The 18,807-nt window shown below is 70.2% G+C and carries 10 protein-coding genes; 6 read left to right on the top strand and 4 right to left on the bottom strand.

Going from position 1 to position 18,807, the window contains the following annotated elements; genetic code table 11:
• Positions 1–382: 382 nt before the first annotated feature.
• Together gltB and AB0I06_RS19865 are read left to right on the top strand one after the other, a co-directional pair.
• Positions 383–4,990: a glutamate synthase large subunit gene (gene gltB, locus AB0I06_RS19860; protein WP_363120126.1), complete on the top strand. Its 4,608-nt coding sequence runs from the start codon at positions 383–385 to the stop codon at positions 4,988–4,990.
• Positions 4,983–6,446, top strand: coding sequence for a glutamate synthase subunit beta (locus AB0I06_RS19865; RefSeq protein WP_363120127.1), 1,464 nt, complete (start codon positions 4,983–4,985; stop codon positions 6,444–6,446). The genes gltB and AB0I06_RS19865 overlap by 8 nt, the downstream gene beginning before the upstream one ends.
• Before the next feature lie 113 nt (positions 6,447–6,559).
• Here the strand turns inward: AB0I06_RS19865 and AB0I06_RS19870 are convergent, their stop codons facing one another.
• Both AB0I06_RS19870 and AB0I06_RS19875 read right to left on the bottom strand, forming a co-directional pair.
• Positions 6,560–7,009 (bottom strand): hypothetical protein, encoded by a 450-nt coding sequence (locus AB0I06_RS19870; RefSeq protein WP_363120128.1) that lies wholly within the window; start codon positions 7,007–7,009, stop codon positions 6,560–6,562.
• A 337-nt stretch (positions 7,010–7,346) separates the two neighbouring features.
• Positions 7,347–12,590, bottom strand: coding sequence for a caspase family protein (locus AB0I06_RS19875; protein ID WP_363120129.1), 5,244 nt, complete (start codon positions 12,588–12,590; stop codon positions 7,347–7,349).
• A gap of 155 nt (positions 12,591–12,745) precedes the next feature.
• On the opposite strand from AB0I06_RS19875, the gene AB0I06_RS19880 reads away from it, so the two are divergent.
• Positions 12,746–13,480, top strand: a complete 735-nt coding sequence (locus tag AB0I06_RS19880; RefSeq protein ID WP_363120130.1) for a VWA domain-containing protein — start codon at positions 12,746–12,748, stop codon at positions 13,478–13,480.
• Between the two features lie 101 nt (positions 13,481–13,581).
• Positions 13,582–15,237 (top strand): cytochrome bc complex cytochrome b subunit, encoded by a 1,656-nt coding sequence (locus tag AB0I06_RS19885; RefSeq protein ID WP_363120131.1) that lies wholly within the window; start codon positions 13,582–13,584, stop codon positions 15,235–15,237.
• On the opposite strand, the gene AB0I06_RS19890 is transcribed toward AB0I06_RS19885, so the two are convergent.
• Both AB0I06_RS19890 and AB0I06_RS19895 read right to left on the bottom strand, forming a co-directional pair.
• Positions 15,212–16,171 carry an acyl-CoA dehydrogenase family protein gene (locus AB0I06_RS19890; protein ID WP_363120132.1) on the bottom strand — a complete coding sequence of 320 codons (960 nt, stop codon included), beginning with the start codon at positions 16,169–16,171 and terminating at the stop codon, positions 15,212–15,214. The genes AB0I06_RS19885 and AB0I06_RS19890 overlap by 26 nt on opposite strands.
• Positions 16,171–17,310, bottom strand: coding sequence for an acyl-CoA dehydrogenase family protein (locus tag AB0I06_RS19895; RefSeq protein WP_363120133.1), 1,140 nt, complete (start codon positions 17,308–17,310; stop codon positions 16,171–16,173). Before AB0I06_RS19895 ends, AB0I06_RS19890 begins: the two co-directional genes overlap by 1 nt.
• 49 nt (positions 17,311–17,359) lie before the next feature.
• Between AB0I06_RS19895 and AB0I06_RS19900 the strand changes: the two genes are divergently transcribed.
• Both AB0I06_RS19900 and AB0I06_RS19905 read left to right on the top strand, forming a co-directional pair.
• On the top strand, positions 17,360–18,148 hold the full coding sequence (locus tag AB0I06_RS19900; protein ID WP_363120134.1) for an SDR family oxidoreductase: 789 nt from the start codon (positions 17,360–17,362) through the stop codon (positions 18,146–18,148).
• Between the two features lie 42 nt (positions 18,149–18,190).
• A complete protein-coding gene (locus AB0I06_RS19905; protein WP_363120232.1) occupies positions 18,191–18,802 on the top strand; it encodes a TetR/AcrR family transcriptional regulator in 612 nt (203 codons plus the stop codon).
• Positions 18,803–18,807 lie beyond the last annotated feature (5 nt).

Here is an 18,807-nt window from a genome sequence, read left to right on the forward strand (position 1 = left end):
AGTAGCCGTTACTCACGGGTTTCGAAGGTGTGGCCACCGGGCATGAGCCGTAAGCGCTGCGGGCAATGACGCTCGCCGCGCACCCCTCGGCGGGGTGGGCGACGACGCCTGTCCCGTCCCCGGGCCGGCGGAGACCGATCCGACCGATCGTTCCGTGCGGTCCCTCCATGGCTTCCACTGCTGGTGCGGCACCCCCGCCGCGCACCTGCGGTGTCCACATGCTGGAACGGATTATCCCGCTTCCCGAGAACCGCTCCATCATGTAACCTGCACGAAATTTTGCGATCACGCGAGGGCCAACGTCGTCCCTCGGCACTTGCTCCCCCAGAGCCCCAAGGGCCTGGGAGGTGCCCCCAGCCACCTGACGACGACGGGAGAGCCGATGCGTACGCCGCGCCAGCCGTCCCAGCATTCCGCGAATGGCCAGAACTGGTCCTTCATGGATGCTCGCCCTGCTGCGCAGGGTATGTACGACCCCCGCAACGAGCACGACGCCTGCGGCGTCGGCTTCGTCGCCACTCTTACCGGCGAGGCGTCCCACACCCTGGTCGAGCAGGCTCTGACTGTCCTGCGCAATCTCGAACACCGCGGTGCCACCGGCTCCGAGCCCGACTCCGGTGACGGCGCCGGCATCCTCTCGCAGGTCCCGGACGCCTTCTTCCGTGACGTGGCCGGATTCGAACTGCCCGCCGCCGGTTCCTACGCCGTCGGCATCGCCTTCCTGCCGGAGCACTCCACCGCCGACGCCGTCTCACAGATCGAGACGATCGCCGCCGACGAGGGCCTCACGGTCCTCGGCTGGCGCGAGGTGCCGGTCGCGCCCCAGCTGCTGGGGGCCACCGCCCGGTCGACCATGCCGGTCTTCCGCCAGATCTTCGTCAGCGACGGCGCCGCGGCGCCTTCCACGGGTATCGCCCTCGACCGCAAGGCGTTCGTGCTGCGCAAGCGCGCCGAGCGCGAGGCCGGCGTCTACTTCCCGTCGCTGTCCGCGCGGACCATCGTCTACAAGGGCATGCTGACCACCGGCCAGCTCGAGCCCTTCTTCCCGGACCTGTCCGACCGCCGCTTCGCCTCCGCGATCGCGCTCGTGCACTCCCGGTTCTCGACGAACACGTTCCCGTCCTGGCCGCTCGCACACCCGTACCGCTTCGTCGCGCACAACGGTGAGATCAACACCGTCAAGGGCAACCGCAACTGGATGGTGGCCCGCGAGTCGCAGCTGGTCTCCGACCTGTTCGGCTCCGACGACAAGGTCATCGACCGGATCTTCCCGGTCTGCACGCCCGACGCGTCCGACTCCGCCTCCTTCGACGAGGTCCTGGAGCTCCTGCACCTGGGCGGCCGCTCCCTGCCGCACTCCGTGCTGATGATGATCCCGGAGGCGTGGGAGAACCACGACTCCATGGACCCGGCCCGCCGCGCCTTCTACCAGTTCCACTCCACGCTGATGGAGCCCTGGGACGGCCCGGCCTGTGTCACCTTCACCGACGGCACCCAGGTCGGCGCGGTCCTCGACCGCAACGGCCTGCGCCCCGGCCGCTACTGGGTCACCGACGACGGCCTGGTCGTCCTCGGCTCCGAGGTCGGCGTCCTGGACATCGACCCCGCCAAGGTCGTCCGCAAGGGCCGCCTCCAGCCCGGCCGCATGTTCCTCGTCGACACCGCCGAGCACCGCATCATCGAGGACGACGAGATCAAGGCCCAGCTCGCCGCGGAGAACCCGTACGCGGAGTGGCTGGAGGCCGGCGAGATCGAGCTCTCCGACCTGCCCGAGCGCGAGCACATCGTGCACACGCACGCCTCGGTCACCCGCCGCCAGCAGACCTTCGGCTACACCGAGGAAGAGCTGCGCGTCATCCTCGCGCCGATGGCCAAGGCCGGCGCCGAGCCGATCGGCTCGATGGGCACCGACTCGCCCATCGCCGCCCTGTCGGACCGCCCGCGCCTGCTCTTCGACTACTTCACGCAGCTGTTCGCGCAGGTCACCAACCCGCCGCTGGACGCCATCCGCGAGGAACTGGTCACCTCCCTGCGCTCGTCGCTTGGCCCGCAGGGCAACCTGCTCGACCCGAGCGCGGCCTCCTGCCGCAGCGTCGTGCTGCCCTTCCCGGTCATCGACAACGACGAGCTGGCCAAGCTCATCCACATCAACGCCGACGGCGACATGCCCGGCTTCAAGGCCGCGACCCTGTCCGGCCTGTACCGGGTGCACGGCGGCGGTGACGCGCTGGCCGCCCGCATCGACGAGATCTGCGCCGAGGCCGACGCCGCCATCGACAACGGCGCCCGCCTGATCGTCCTGTCGGACCGCCACTCGGACGCCGAGCACGCGCCGATCCCGTCGCTGCTGCTCACCGCGGCCGTCCACCACCACCTCATCCGCACCAAGCAGCGCACCCAGGTGGGCCTGCTGGTCGAGGCCGGTGACGTCCGCGAGGTCCACCACGTCGCCCTGCTCATCGGCTACGGCGCCGCCGCCGTCAACCCGTACCTGGCGATGGAGTCCGTCGAGGACCTGGTCCGCGCAGGGACGTTCCTGCCCGGCATCGAGCCCGAGAAGGCCATCCGCAACCTCATCTACGCCCTCGGCAAGGGCGTGCTGAAGGTCATGTCCAAGATGGGCATCTCCACCGTCGCCTCCTACCGCGGCGCCCAGGTCTTCGAAGCGGTCGGTCTCGACGAGGCCTTCGTCGCGAAGTACTTCAACGGCACGGCCACCAAGATCGGCGGTGTCGGCATCGACGTCGTCGCCAAGGAGGTCGCCGCCCGCCACGCCAAGGCCTACCCGGCCTCCGGCATCGCTCCGGCGCACCGCGCGCTGGAGATCGGCGGCGAGTACCAGTGGCGCCGCGAGGGCGAGCCGCACCTGTTCGACCCGGAGACGGTCTTCCGCCTCCAGCACTCCACGCGCTCCGGCCGCTACGACATCTTCAAGAAGTACACCGAGCGCGTGAACGAGCAGTCCGAGCGGCTGATGACGCTGCGCGGCCTGTTCGGCTTCAAGTCGGACCGCAAGCCGATCCCGATCGACGAGGTCGAGCCGGTCTCCGAGATCGTCAAGCGCTTCTCCACCGGCGCCATGTCGTACGGCTCCATCTCCCAGGAGGCGCACGAGACCCTCGCCATCGCCATGAACCAGCTGGGCGGCAAGTCCAACACCGGTGAGGGCGGCGAGGACCCGGAGCGCCTGTACGACCCGGCCCGCCGGTCGTCCATCAAGCAGGTCGCCTCCGGCCGCTTCGGTGTGACCTCCGAGTACCTGGTCAACTCCGACGACATCCAGATCAAGATGGCCCAGGGCGCCAAGCCCGGCGAGGGCGGCCAGCTGCCCGGCCACAAGGTCTACCCGTGGGTCGCCAAGACGCGGCACTCGACGCCGGGCGTCGGCCTCATCTCGCCGCCCCCGCACCACGACATCTACTCCATCGAGGACCTGGCCCAGCTGATCCACGACCTGAAGAACGCGAACCCGCAGGCGCGGATTCACGTGAAGCTGGTCTCCGAGGTCGGCGTCGGCACGGTCGCCGCGGGCGTGTCCAAGGCCCACGCGGACGTCGTCCTGATCTCCGGCCACGACGGCGGTACGGGCGCCTCCCCGCTCACCTCGCTGAAGCACGCCGGCGGTCCCTGGGAGCTCGGCCTGGCCGAGACCCAGCAGACCCTGCTGCTCAACGGCCTGCGCGACCGCATCGTCGTGCAGACCGACGGCCAGCTGAAGACCGGCCGCGACGTGGTCATCGCCGCGCTGCTCGGCGCCGAGGAGTTCGGTTTCGCGACCGCGCCGCTCGTCGTCTCCGGCTGCGTCATGATGCGCGTCTGCCACCTGGACACCTGCCCGGTCGGCATCGCCACCCAGAACCCGGTGCTGCGCGAGCGCTACTCCGGCAAGGCCGAGTACGTCGTGAACTTCTTCCAGTACATCGCCGAAGAGGTCCGCGAGATCCTCGCCGAGCTGGGCTTCCGCTCCATCGAGGAGGCCGTCGGCCACGCCGAGACCCTCGACGTCACGCGGGCCGTCGACCACTGGAAGGCACAGGGCCTGGACCTGGCGCCGCTGTTCCACGTGCCCGAGCTGCCCGAGGGCGCGGTGCGCCACCAGATCATCGCGCAGGACCACGGCCTGGAGAAGGCGCTCGACAACCAGCTCATCAAGCTGGCCGCCGACGCCCTGGCCGCGTCCGGCGCCACCGAGGCCCAGCCGGTGCGCGCCCAGGTGGAGATCCGCAACATCAACCGCACGGTCGGCACCATGCTCGGCCACGAGGTGACGAAGAAGTTCGGTGGCGCGGGCCTGCCCGACGACACCATCGACATCACCTTCACCGGCTCCGCGGGCCAGTCCTTCGGCGCGTTCGTGCCGCGCGGTGTCACGCTGCGCCTGGAGGGCGACGCCAACGACTACGTCGGCAAGGGCCTGTCCGGCGGCCGGATCGTGGTCCGCCCGGACCGCGCGGCCGACCACCTCGCCGAGTACAGCGTCATCGCCGGCAACACCATCGGCTACGGCGCCACCGGCGGCGAGATGTTTCTGCGCGGCAAGGTCGGCGAGCGGTTCTGCGTCCGCAACTCCGGCGCGACGGTCGTCTCCGAGGGCGTGGGCGACCACGGCTGCGAGTACATGACCGGCGGTCACGCGGTGGTGCTCGGCGAGACGGGCCGCAACTTCGCGGCCGGCATGTCCGGCGGCATCGCCTACGTGATCGACCTGGACCGCGACAACGTCAACGTCGGCAACCTGGACGCCGTCGGGCCGCTGGACGACACCGACAAGCAGTGGCTGCACGACGTGGTCCGCCGCCACCAGGAGGAGACGGGCTCCACCGTCGCCGAGAAGCTGCTGGCCGAGTGGGACACGAACGTCGAGCGCTTCAGCAAGATCATCCCCAGCACGTACAAGGCAGTGCTCGCCGCCAAGGACGCCGCCGAGCGAGCCGGTCTCTCCGAGACCGAGACCCACGAGAAGATGATGGAGGCGGCGATCAATGGCTGACCCGAAGGGCTTCCTGAACCACGGGCGCGAGCTCGCCAAGTCCCGCCCCGTCGAAGAGCGCGTCAAGGACTGGAACGAGGTCTACGTCCCCGGCTCGCTGCTTCCCATCATCAGCAAGCAGGCCAGCCGCTGCATGGACTGCGGCATCCCGTTCTGCCACAACGGCTGTCCGCTGGGGAACCTCATCCCCGAGTGGAACGACTACGCCTACCGCGAGGACTGGGCGGCCGCGCAGGAGCGTCTGCACGCCACCAACAACTTCCCGGAGTTCACGGGCCGTCTGTGCCCCGCTCCCTGCGAGTCGGCGTGTGTGCTCGGCATCAACCAGCCGCCGGTCACCATCAAGAACGTCGAGGTCTCGATCATCGACAAGGCGTGGGAGACCGGGGACGTCGCCCCGCAGATCCCCGAGCGCCTGTCCGGCAAGACCGTCGCGGTCGTCGGCTCCGGCCCGGCCGGTCTCGCCGCCGCCCAGCAGCTGACCCGCGCCGGGCACACCGTCGCCGTCTACGAGCGCGCGGACCGCATCGGAGGCCTCCTGCGCTACGGCATCCCCGAGTTCAAGATGGAGAAGCGGCACATCAACCGCCGCATCGAGCAGATGCGCGCGGAGGGCACCCGCTTCCGCACGGGCGTCGAGATCGGCCGCGACCTGAAGGCCACGGACCTGAAGAAGCGCTACGACGCGGTCGTCCTGGCCGTCGGCGCCACCACGGCCCGTGACCTGCCGGTGCCCGGGCGCGAACTCAAGGGCATCTACCAGGCCATGGAGTACCTGCCGCTGGCCAACAAGGTCCAGGAGGGCGACTTCGTGGCGCCCCCGATCTCGGCCGAGGGCAAGCACGTCGTGGTCATCGGCGGTGGCGACACCGGCGCCGACTGCGTGGGCACCGCCCACCGCCAGGGCGCGGCCTCGGTCACGCAGCTGGAGATCATGCCCCGCCCGAACGACGAGCGGCACCCGGTCAACCAGCCCTGGCCGACCTTCCCCATGCTGTACAAGGTCACCTCGGCCCACGAGGAGGGCGGCGAGCGGGTCTACTCGGTCTCGACGACCCACTTCGAGGGCGACGAGGACGGCAACGTCCAGTGGCTGCACCTGACCGAGGTGGAGTTCATCGACGGCAAGCTGACCCAGAAGCCGGGCACCGAACGCAAGATCCCCGCGCAGCTGGTCACCCTCGCCATGGGCTTCACCGGCACCGACCGGGACAACGGCCTGGTCGAGCAGTTCGGCCTGGAGCTCGACGAGCGCGGCAACATCGCCCGCGACGCCGACTTCCAGACCAACGTGCCGGGCGTGTTCGTCGCCGGTGACGCCGGCCGCGGCCAGTCGCTCATCGTGTGGGCGATCGCGGAGGGCCGCTCGGCGGCGCGTGGCGTGGACCGCGCGCTCACGGGTGCCAGCGAGCTGCCGGCGCCGATCCGGCCGACGGACCGCGCGCTGATGGTCTGACGGTTCAGCCCACAAGACGTCCCGTACAAAGGCGTACGGAACACTGACGGCGCCTGCCCCTTGTCCCCGACCGGACGAACGGGCAGGCGCCGTCGCCTTTCCGTTCGGGCCGCCTACTCGCCGCCGGGAGCGACCCAGGTGACGATAACGGCGGTGGCGACCGCGAGAATCCCGAGCATGGCGAGCCAGCGGGCGGCCTCGACCAAGCGCCAGATTTCCTTGGCGCGCCGTTGTTCGTAGCGCAGCAAGGTCTCTGGTTCCGAAAGTATCTCTACGCCAGGCCGACCGTGCACAGCCTGCACGCTGAGCCACGAAGCGGCGATCAGCGCGAGGAACCCGGTGATGAGCAGCGCGACAACCGTCCAGCGCGGGCCGGTCGCCAGCTTGCTCAGGTTCTCCTGTCCCTTGAGGACGAAGACAGCGGTCAACAGTCCGGTCAACGACGAGAGGAACGTGCGGTAGCCCTCCGCCTGTCGGAGAGCCGAGCGCAGCTGTTCCTGGGGGGCTCGGAGATCACTAGCCCTGCGCTGGGCTTCGCGCAGCTGCTCGGGGCTGAAGGGCACGGGGCGACTCAGCTCCTGTTATCCGTGATGTCCGGCGGCGGGGCGAGTCTCAGCCCTGCGCCGCAGCCAGCGCGCACGTGCGGGGGGCGCGGCATGTGCAGACTCTCGCAGAGGCACACGGTGTACCAGACCTGGGCCTCGGACTGCTTGCGTCGGCCAAGGAAGCCGCCCTTCGGCACAGGCGGCTGGATATAGCCGTACGTCACCGTCATCGAACAGCGACAGACGGGGCAGATTCCTGTGCCTGCCCACTCGGCGTCATCCCCTGTGCCACGGAGCTCCCACCGGAAGGTCTGGACGCTGTCGTGCTCATTCTCGTGGTACCGAACTGGTGCGCTCACGGATGGGCAACCTCTCTTTCGGGCGCTTCGGGCAACGCGGGCAGACGGAGGCCGAAGATGCGGGCGTAACGGCCGAGGCGTTCGCGCACGCTCGCTTCGTCTAGATCGGTCTCCTCCGCGCACAGCGCGATGTGCTCGGGCGCCACGTCGCCCGCCAATGCCGGGGCACGGCCGGTGAGGTGCTGGGTGAGGACGATGACGTCGCGCCAGTCGGGTGTCAGCCCCTCCTCCTCACCGACCGGAGGGGCGATCGTTACGTCAAGGCCCAGGCAGCGAAACGGGGCGTAGCGACGGTAGGTGTCACCTAGCGTCCAGCCGAACCGACCTGCGACCAAGACGAGTTCAAGTGGGCCGAGGGTGCCGGGGCCGAGCAGTCCCCTGTCGAAGGCGGCACGATCGAAGCGGGTGGGGGTGAAGCCGCAGAGGGCGGCGAATTCGGGCGACTGGGGATCGCAGGGGCCTGGAGGGGCGGGTGCCCCGAGGGGAGTGAACGTCGACAGGCGTACGACGGATTCGGAGAGGGTGCAGTGGTTCATGTCGGCGTGAGCCAGAAGGTCGGTGATGGTGAGGCGCTGCCGGAACCTTGTGCTTGAGCGTTCCTTCCTGTCCTCGTCCCGGGTCAGGGCGAAGATGTCGACGGCTGTGGCTTCGAGGTGACGGGTGCCTGGGGGAGGCTGCCTCACGGGGAGGGGCAGAGCGGTGTCCAGCTCGGTCAGCTCGTCCAGCACCGTGCCCAGGTCAGAACCCTCGGCGGCGGTGGCGGCCAGGGCGTAGGCGAGGGAAGCGCCGTCCTCGTCGAAGTCACCGCAGACGTTGACGTAGGTCATGCCGGTCAGCGAGAAGTAATCCGGGTACGGGGTGAGCAGACGGTGGCGCTCCCTCACCTGGCGCGTCAACGCCTCGACATCGGCGCCCCGCCAGTCGACAAGCCCACAGGCGTCCAGTGCCTTGACGGCCACGGCGAACTCTTCCATGTCGTGGCCGCCGTCGTAGAAGCGGCCCACGATCTCCCACGGGCGGAACATCGTCTGCCGCCCCCACGCCGCAAGGTGATCGGGGTCGTTGACGACCCAGTCGGGTACGAACCAGTCGATCACTTCCTTCGGCACATCCGGCGCCCTGACGCCGGTGATGGCGGTCGCCGCGTTGATGCGCCGGGCGACCTCGCCCACCGATTGCTGCAAATCGTTCGAAAGGGGCAGCAATTGGAACACGCTCAAGGAGTCCTCGTGCCACGGTGGTGTCCGGTCACGGTCCGCGGAGAGGAGCAGCCATTGGTCGGGCGGCAGCGTGCCCGCCTGCCACGCTTCCGGTGTGGGCTCTCGTTCCAACGAGAAGCCGAGCGGGGCGAATCTGGTTACCGCCTCGACAAGTTGCCGCAAGACGGATGGTGTTCCGGCGCGGCTGAGCAGATCGACGGGTCGCAGGGTCCCCGGCAGCCAGTCGATCTCCTTGGAGGGCCAGGGGCTGCTCGCGTAGCCGCGAGCGTCGACGAGACGTTGGAGGTCGTCGACCGTGGGGCGTTCCTCGGCGAGAGCAGGATCCAGCATCGGAGGGTGCGGCAGTGTGGGATCCACGAGTCGCAGTGGGGGGAGCAGTTCCGCCGCCTCACCGAGGGACAACTCGTGCAGGACCGAAATGGCGAGCAGCGGTGCGTGCCGGGCGGGCTTCCTGTCTCGGCTGAGCACGTCGCTACGCCGCCGGTACGGCCGGAAGGGGCCGAATGTCTCTTCGGTGAGGCAGCGGGTCGTTTCCGCTACGTCCACGTAAGCGGAGTAGAGGTCGGCGGCCGGCTGCGTCGGCCGGATGTTCGCCAGCGCTCGGATGTCGTCGGCCTCCGGCACCCTGACTCCGGCGATAGCGTGACGGCGCAGGGCACGAAGCGTGGTCCGTACCGAACGCTCGGACTGGGCGGCTGCCTGGACGACCGAGAACCAGTGCCAGGGCACGTCCTGCTGGAAGAGGACTGCGTCCAGTCCGTCGGGCTCCGGATAGCCCGCAGGTGCGAAGCTCTCATGGGTCCCCCGGATGCCGAGCCGGGTGAACTGCCAATTCTCGAAGAGACTGCTCTCATGGGGACGTTCGGTGTCCAGAGACCTGCTCGCCCAGGAACTGCCCATGACATCGGCGTCGTACGGAAAGCATCCGACGTCCCTCAGCTGTACGCGCTCCCTGCCGAGCCGCTGTTCCTCGCCGGAATTGAGTACCGCCACGGCGTTCCCGGGCAGCGAACCGAGCACTTCCACCGCGACTTGGGGTGCTTGACGCGCCATCTCCCAGAGCCACCGCAGCGACACCTCGCGGCACTCGGCGACCGCCTGCGGGACGTGGTCGAGCAACTCCCTCAGGACGAGTTTCTCGTCGTACTCCAGGATGTTGTTCCGGTCCACACTCGGCACCGGACTGTGCCTCTCCCGCAGGTTGATGACCCGCCCGTACACATCCCGGGCGTCCCGTACGACCACGCCGTCGAGCAGCACCTGTCCCTTTCCCTGCACCAACCACGCGTCACGGCCGGCCCGCAGCGGGGGGCCGTGCCAGCCGGGCCGGTGCTTCAAGACGTCCGGGGACCAGTGATACTCGCGCGGGACCTGTCCGTCCTCCCCCAGTTCGTATGCGTCGACCTCGTGTTCGGTCACCCAGAGCACGGAGCGCAGGGTCTCCACCAGTGAGGGCCGCTTCTCGTTCTCGCGCGGCTCCGCCAGGTACAGGCGAACGACGGTCCCGCCGTTCTCCGGCGCCTCCCGGTCCTCGGTCGTGTCGATCCGCAGCAGCCCGGAGCCGGACTGGATGTCCGCGCGCAGCCACTCCGCGCCCGCCCGACCGTTCTGGTCCACCGGGTTCGTCCATACGACGACTTCGTCGGCGAGCATGAAGTAGCTGAAGACGCCGATACCGAAACGGGAGTTCATGGGACGGTTCGGAAGGTTGGCACGCCTCCAGTTGCGGCGTTCCAGCACGAACTCGGGATCCTGCTCGTAGCGCCGACCCGCCCGGGCGAACATCGAGGTGAGTTTTGCCCGGGTCATGCCGGCACCGTCGTCTGCGCACTGAATGTACGGGCGCGGCCCGTCCATGCCCTGGGTGAAGGTGATCCGGCCGGGCCAAGGCGTGCCTGCGCCGTACTGGCGACGCATGTCCCGGATGCGGCAGGCGTCCAGCGCGTTCTGGTACAGCTCCCGTACGGCGAGCATCCGGTCGCCGTACAGCTGGGTGCCCATCAGCAGCGGGCGGATCTCATCCTCGGCCAGCCGGAATCGTTCCAATGGCTCGGCGTAGCGGCCGCCCAGGGCGCGCAGCTGACCGGTGGTCACCTGGTCGGGCAATCCACGCAGTAGTGGCTGGGAAACGGACTCGTGGCGGAACGCCCGGACTGCCGTGTCAACGGTGGCCGCCAGTTCCTCCAGGGCTGCGTGCAGCGCGGGGTGCGGGCAGTCAAAGCGTACGGTGAGCCCGCGGGAGTCGCGGGCGCGGCCCTCGTCCTCGTCGTAGTCCAGGCCGGTGCCCAGAGCCTCGACCACCTGGGCCGGCCGCAGCGGCTCCCGCGCGCCGAGGTGGTCGACGACCACGCTGGACAGGCGCCGTGGATCGGCGGCAAGCCGACCCGCCGTCCAGAGCAGCCGGGCGAGCTGGCGGCCCCGCCATCGGTTGCCGCGTACCGGGCGCCAGTCCCGGTCGTCGTCCCAGGTGTCGGCGTGACGACTGTCGTTGATGCGCGGGCTGGTGCCCGGCTTGACCGTGAGATGACCGACGACCTGGCGGACCCGGCGGTCGATCTCCTGGCGTGCTTCCTCGGTGCGCGGCCCGGCATCGGGCGTTTCCGCCGCCGCCACGATGGCCTCAACCGTCATGCCGATCAGGTCGTGGACCGTCGTGTAGACCGAGTCACGCTCCCACAGGGGATCCCAGTCGGCGATGAATCGGTGTCGCAGCCAGTGGTCAGCGGCGTTCGTGGCCTCCACGAACCCGCGTCTCTGAAGCGTCTCGGTGGTGCGCAGCACCAGTGAGTAGGCGCGGCAGACGTCGCGCGCGGCGTCTCGGACCAGGCTCCCGTGGTCATGGCCGGCCACGGCGGTGTCGCGTCCGCGCGGACCAGGGTCGAACGTTCCCGGCAGCCAGGCGCGCAGGTCCTCCAGCGCGGTGGCCACAGCACCCTCATGAACGACCGCGGCTGCCAACAGACAGGCCGTCTCGGCAGGGGAGAGCCGTTCCTCGTCCCGCAGCCCGGCCCGGTTCACCAGGTCCGCCAGCCGGTGCTCGACCCGGAGTGGCCACAACGGGTCGCTCCACGGGTCGGCACGGTGGGCGCCGGTGCCCAGGCAGCTGTCCACCACGAAGTGCACCAGCTTCTCCAGCTGGTCCTTGATCCGCTCGTGCACTTCCGCCGAGCCGGAGGTGTGCCGCCATAGACCGGAATCGCGTATCGCGCGCCCCCACTGCAGGCTTTGCCGGGAGCCCTCGCAGATCACCGGGTTGGGCTGCTCGGTGGCGCCCTGGGCGGGCAGGGGCCTGAGATCCCGGGCGCTCGGTGGTGCGATGTCCGGGTGTGGCTGGGAGAGCTCGCGCAGCAGGTCGTTCGTGTACTGAACGACCTCGTGGAAGGTGATCGGCGGGGTGCTGTGGGACAGCGCCCGGGCCAGAGCGCGGGCGAACCAGCTTCCTTCCACCTCGTCCGCGTACGCCCGCTGTCCGGGACCGCAGCTGTACAACAGGAACGCCTCGCGGTCCCCGGGGATCAGCAGGCGGTCGGGGTGGGTGTCACGCTCGGGCCCCGAGACGCGGCAGATGTCCAGACATACGATGGTGGTGACGCCGGCGGGCAGAGCGCTCAGCAGTTCGCCGGCGTCCGCCCTGAGCAGGCTGCCGCGCAGCAGTCCGGGGCTGCCGTCGGGCAAGGGCGGGCCGGGCTGGCTGTCCGAGAGGATCAGGTGGTCGTAGCCCTGGATGGTTTCGCCGTGACAGGAGATGTAGAGGAACGCCGTGTCACCGGGGGTGCAGCTCTGGAAGAAGCGGGCCACCCGGCCGAGTACGGGGTTGTAGCCGGTCCGTCGGCACTCGGTGTCGACCTCGTAGCCGGATTGTTCGAGAGCATCACGCAGAATCCCGACATCCGTCCCGGCGAAGCCGAGCCGCGGATACCGGGCTGCGAGGCCGGGATGTTCCGCAAGGTCCGGAGTGTCCTTCACGCCGATCAGCAGGGCCCGCCGTCTCCCGGCGGCCCTCTCGTGCCCTTCCCCCACGCGCACCGTCCTCCCCCGCCGTACCGCCGTCCCATCATTCCAGAACTGGTCGAGCGCCGGGGAGAGTTGGGGTCGAACAGGGCACCTTCCCGGCGGGGAAGGACCGCTGCTGTGCCGTAATCTCTGAGTCCGTCCGACGCGCGAGGGGACTTCACATGGCTGCGATCAGCCTCAGCAAGGTCCAGGAGACCGCTCCCGCGTTGGTGAATCTCTACAAGAGCGCCGGTGTGTCCCTCGCCAAGCACGGCCTCGACGGCCTGCGTGCCGCGGTCTACCTCGTGGTCGACTACTCCGGCTCGATGAAGCCGTACTACAAGGACGGCAGTGTGCAAGCGCTGGCCGACCGGGTGCTCGGGCTGTCGGCGCAGCTGGACGACGACGGCAGCGTGCCCGTGGTCTTCTTCTCCACCGACGTCGACGCCGTCACCGACATCGCTCTCGCCGACCACCGGGGGAAGGTCGAGCGGATCGTCGCCGGGCTCGGGCACATGGGCAAGACCAGTTATCACCTGGCGATGGACGCCGTCATCGACCACTACCTCGACAGCGGGGCGAGAGAGCCGGCCCTGGTCGTGTTCCAGACCGACGGCGGGCCGATCAACAAGCTCGCCGCGGAGCGGTACCTGTGCAAGGCGGCCAGGCTGCCGTTGTTCTGGCAGTTCATCGGGTTCGGCGACCCGCGCAGCAAGCAGTTCGACTTCCTGCGCAAGCTGGACGAGCTGGCCGTGCCCGGGAAGCGGGTCGTCGACAACGCCGGCTTCTTCCACGCCGGGGAGGACCCCCGGAAGGTTCCGGACACCGAGCTGTACGACCGGCTGGTGGGCGAGTTCCCGAAGTGGCTCGTGGCCGCGCGGGCACAGGGGATCGTGCGGGACACCGCCGCCCGTTGAACCGGCCGCTGGTCCCCTTGGCCCAACCCTCCCCACGCCCCGTTTGCACGGCCGTGACGCCGTGCCACGCTGGGAAGGATCCGACGGGGAGGCGACGACGTATGGGCGACGACGGCGCACGACGGGTGTACGGGACGGACTCCGCTCGCCGGAGGCCTCCGGCCGGCACGGGCGAGAAGCTCGCCGACTGGGCGGACGGGCGGCTCGGGCTCTACGCCCTGGCCAAGGCCAACATGCGCAAGGTCTTCCCGGACCACTGGTCCTTCATGCTGGGCGAGGTCACCCTCTACAGCTTCGTCGTGCTGATCCTCACCGGCGTCTACCTCACCCTGTTCTTCGAGCCCAGCATGCAGGAGGTCGTCTACAACGGCTCCTACACGGAGCTCAACGGCGTCCTGATGAGCAAGGCGTTCGAGTCCACGCTGGACATCAGCTTCGACGTGCGCGGCGGGCTGCTGATCCGGCAGATCCACCACTGGGCGGCGCTGGTCTTCATCACCGGCATGCTGGTGCACATGATGCGCGTGTTCTTCACGGGCGCCTTCCGCAAGCCGCGCGAGCTGAACTGGCTCTTCGGCTGGACCCTGCTGATGCTCGGCATCATCACCGGCCTGACCGGCTACTCCCTCCCCGACGACCTGCTGTCCGGCACCGGCATCCGCTTCGCGCAGGGGGCGATCCTGTCGATCCCGATCGTCGGGACGTACCTGTCGTTCTTCCTGTTCGGCGGGGAGTTCCCGGGCGAGGACATCATCTCGCGGCTGTACCCCGTCCACATCCTGCTGCTGCCCGGGATCATGCTGGGCCTGGTGACCGCCCATCTGATCCTGGTCTTCTACCACAAGCACACCCAGTTCCCCGGCCCCGGCCGCCAGGAGCGGTCGGTCGTCGGGATGCCCTTCCTGCCGGTCTACATGGCCAAGGCCGGCGGCTTCTTCTTCCTCGTCTTCGGCGTCCTGACGGTGATGGGCGCGATCGCCCAGATCAACCCCGTGTGGGCCTTCGGCCCCTACCGCCCCGACCTGGTCACCACCGGCGCACAGCCCGACTGGTACCTCGGCTTCTCCGAGGGCCTGATCCGGGTGATGCCGGGATGGGAGATCAACCTCTGGGGGCACACCCTCGTCCTCGGCGTGTTCATCCCCTTCTCGCTGTTCCCGCTGATCCTGCTCGCGCTCGGCGTCTACCCCTTCATCGAGGCGTGGATCACCGGCGACAAACGCGAGCACCACATCCTGGACCGGCCGCGCAACGCTCCCGTGCGCACCGGGCTCGGCGTGGCCTGGCTGACCCTGTACGCGGTGCTGCTGATCGGCGGCGGCAACGACATCGTCGCCACCCATCTGCATCTGTCCATCAACGCGATCACCTGGTTCGTGCGGATCGGCGCGTTCGTGCTGCCGGTCGCCGCCTTCGTGGTCACGAAGAAGATCTGCATGGGCCTGCAACGCCGGGACCGCGCGAAGGTGCTGCACGGCAGGGAGACCGGCACGATCAAGCGGCTGCCGACCGGCGAGTACGTCGAGGTGCACGAGCCCCTCACCCAGGCCGATCTGTTCACGCTCACCCAGCACGAGCAGAACCCGCCGTACGAGGCCGGGCGCGAGGTCGACGCGGGGGGTGTGCGCCGCAGGATCAAGCGCTCCGAGCGGCTGCGTGCCCGGCTGGCGAAGGCCATGTTCGGTCCCGACGCGCGGATCGAGAAGCCGACGGTGCAGGAGTACCGGGAGATCACCAGCGGCGATCACCCGCACTGACGACCAGGGCCCGGCACGCCTGGGGATCGCCCCACGCGGTGCGCAGGGCCCGGGCCTTGGTCAGCCACAGGGACAGGCCGGACTCCGCGGTGTAGCCGATCGCCCCGTGCAGCTGGAGCGCGGTACGGGCGGTGGTGTACGCCGCCTCGCACGCGGCGACCTTGGCGGCGGCGACGTCGGCGGGCTCCATGGTCAGCGCGGCGCCGAACACCAGCGGCCGCGCGAACTCCAAGGCGGTGCTCGCGTCGGCCAGCCGGTGCTTGACCGCCTGGAACGAGCCGACGGGCACACCGAACTGGGTACGCCGCCTGACGTGCCGGACGGTGGTGTCGAGGAGTGCCAGGCCCACCCCGAGGGCTTGGGCGGCGGTGGCGAGCCGGGCCCAGGTGAGGGCCTGCTGCGTGGGCAGGCCGAGGGTTTCGCCGCCGGGGGCGAGGAGGGTGAGGCGGCGGGCCGGGTCGAGGGAGGGGCGGACGGGGCCGTGGCCGGGGGACAGGCGGACGCGGCCGCGCTCCCAGGCGAGGCGCAGGGCGGCCGCGTCACCGTCCAGGGCGTACGCCCCCTCGGGGGCCACCGTCGCCATGGTCTCCCCGGACGCCAGCGCGGGCAGCAGCCGCTCGGCCGTCCCCGGACCGGCCCCGGTCAGCAGCACCGCCGCCGCGACCGTCTCGACCAGCGGCCCGGGCACCGCGTGCCGCCCCAGCTCGACGAACGCCACGGCCAGTTCGACGGGGCGGGGCCCCAGCCCCTCGTACGCCTCCGGCACCGCCAGCGCGAACACGCCCGCCCGCGCCACCCGCGACCACAGCGCCCGCCCGCTCGCGTGCTCGCCCCGGCTCCAGTCCCGGATCACCACCGGGGTGTCCGCCGCCGTCAGCAGGGCGTCCAGCGACGCCGCGAAGTCCCGCTGCACGGAGTCGAGGAGAAGGCGCATCAGCGGCGCCCCTTCGGCAGGCCGAGCAGGCGTTCGGCGATGATGTCGCGCTGGATCTCGTTCGTGCCCGCGTAGAGGGGACCGGCGAGGGCGAAGACATAGCGTTCAGCCCAGTCGGTGTCCGCCATCTCGCCCTCGGGGCCGAGCAGGTCGAGGGCCGTCTCGTGCAGCGCGATGTCCAGTTCGGACCAGAAGACCTTGTTGAGGCTCGACTCCGGGCCGACGCTCTCGCCCTCCAGGGACCGGGAGGCGGCCGCGTAGGTGAAGAGCTGGTAGGCGCGGGCACCGATCAGGGCGTCGGCCACGCGGTCGCGCAGCGGCACGGGAGCGCCCCGCTCCCGCCACAGCTCCTCCAGCCGCCGCGCGGCGGCCAGATAGCGGCCCGGGGAGCGGAGCATCAGCCCTCGTTCGTTGCCCGCCGTCGACATCGCCAGGCGCCAGCCCTGCCCCGGGGCGCCGATCACGTCCTCGTCGGGCACGAAGACCTCGTCGAGGAACAGCTCGGCGAAGGCCGGTTTGCCGTCCAGGCGGGCGATCGGGCGGACGGTGACACCCGGGGCGCGCAGGCCGAACATCAGGTACGTCAGGCCCTGGTGGGGCTTCGCGGTGTCCGGGTCGCTGCGGAACAGGCCGAAGGCGCGGTCGGCGAACGCGGCCCGCGAGGACCAGGTCTTCTGGCCGCTCAGCAGCCAGCCGCCGTCGGTGCGCACGGCCTTGGCCCGCAGGGACGCCAGATCGGAACCGGCCTCGGGCTCCGACCAGGCCTGTGCCCAGACGACCTCGCCCGTGGCCATCGGGGGCAGGACCCGGGCCCGCTGCTCCTCGGTGCCGTGGCCGAGGAGGGTCGGGGCGAGCAGCTGGATGCCGTTCTGGCCGACGCGGCCGGGTGCGCCCGCCGCCCAGTACTCCTCCTCGAAGAGCAGCCACCGCAGGAGCCCCGCGTCCCGTCCGCCGTACCGGGAGGGCCAGTCGACGACCGACCAGCGGTCCGCGGCCAGCTTCGCCTCCCAGGCGCGGTGCGCGGCGAAGCCCTCCTCGGTCTCCAGGGAGGGCAGGGCATCACGCGGGACGTGCGCGCGCAGCCACGCCCGCGCCTGGGCGCGGAACTCCTCGTCCGCGGGGGAGAACGCCAGCTCCACGACCGCTCCCTCCTTCCCTAACAAGTGTTTGGTAGGTTAGCGTGAGCCCATGACAGACGTCGAGAGTCCGTCGTACGTCCCGGGTCACGGTCTGCTGGAAGGGCGGACCGCCGTCGTCACCGCGGCGGCCGGCGCGGGCATCGGCGGGGCCACGGCGCGACGCCTCCTCGAGGAGGGCGCGCGGGTGCTGATCAGCGACGCGCACGCGCGGCGGCTCGCAGAGCACCAGGCGCGGCTGAGCGCGGAGTTCGGCGGGAAGTCGGTCACCGCCGTCCCCTGCGACGTCACCGACGAGACGCAGGTGCGCACGCTCTTCGACACCGCCGTGGCCGAGCACGGGCGCCTCGACGTCGTGGTCAACAACGCCGGCCTCGGCGGCACGGCGGAGCTCGTCGACATGACCGACGACCAGTGGTCCCGCGTCCTGGACGTCACGCTGAACGGCACGTTCCGCTGTGTGCGGGCCGCCCTGCGGCACATGAGGGGCACCGGCGGCGGAGTCATCGTCAACAACGCCTCCGTCGTCGGCTGGCGTGCCCAGGCCGGCCAGGCCCACTACGCCGCCGCCAAAGCGGGCGTGATGGCGCTGACCCGGTGCGCGGCCGTCGAGGCGGCCGCGTACGGGGTGCGGGTCAACGCCGTGGCGCCCAGCCTCGCCCTGCACCCCCACCTGGTGAAGGTGACCACGCCCGAGCTGCTCGCCGAGCTGACCGCCCGCGAGGCCTACGGGCGGCACGCCGAACCCTGGGAGGTGGCCAACGTGATCGTCTTCCTGGCCTCCGGCTACTCCTCGTACATGACCGGAGAAGTGGTGTCCGTCAGCAGCCGGCATCCCTAGGACGACAATGGACCCGTGCCTCCTACGAAGAAGAATCCCCAGGTGACCGCCACCGACCCCACCGCGGGCGCCGCCACCCGCGACCGTCGCGCCGAACTCCTCGGCACCGCCGCCGAGGTCTTCGCCGAGCAGGGCTACAACGCCACCACCGTCCGCAAGATCGCGGACCACGCGGGGATGCTCGCCGGCAGCCTCTACTACCACTTCGACTCCAAGGAGTCGATGCTGGAGGAGATCCTGCGGACCTTCCTCGACGAGCTGTGGGACGGCTACGACACCGTCCTGGCCGCCGGGCTCGGCCCGCGCGAGACGCTCCAGGCCCTGGTCACCGAGTCGTTCCGGGAGATCGACCGGCATCGTGCCGCCGTCGCGATCTACCAGAAGGAGAGCAGGCAGCTCGTGGCGCAGGAGCGGTTCGCGTTCCTCGCCGAGTCGCAGCGCAGGTTCGAGAAGGCCTGGCTGTCCACGCTGGAACGCGGCGTCGCGGAGCGGGCCTTCCGGGCCGACCTCGACGTCCGGCTCACCTACCGGTTCGTGCGCGACACGGTGTGGGTCGCCGCGTCCTGGTACCGGCCGGGCGGACAGCACAGCCCGGACGAGATCGCCCGGCAGTACCTGTCGATGGTGCTGGACGGGATCGCCGTACGCCCATAGCCCCG

It is taken from the genome of Streptomyces sp. NPDC050674, assembly GCF_040654575.1.
In the GTDB taxonomy this organism is placed as follows: Bacteria; Actinomycetota; Actinomycetes; order Streptomycetales; family Streptomycetaceae; genus Streptomyces.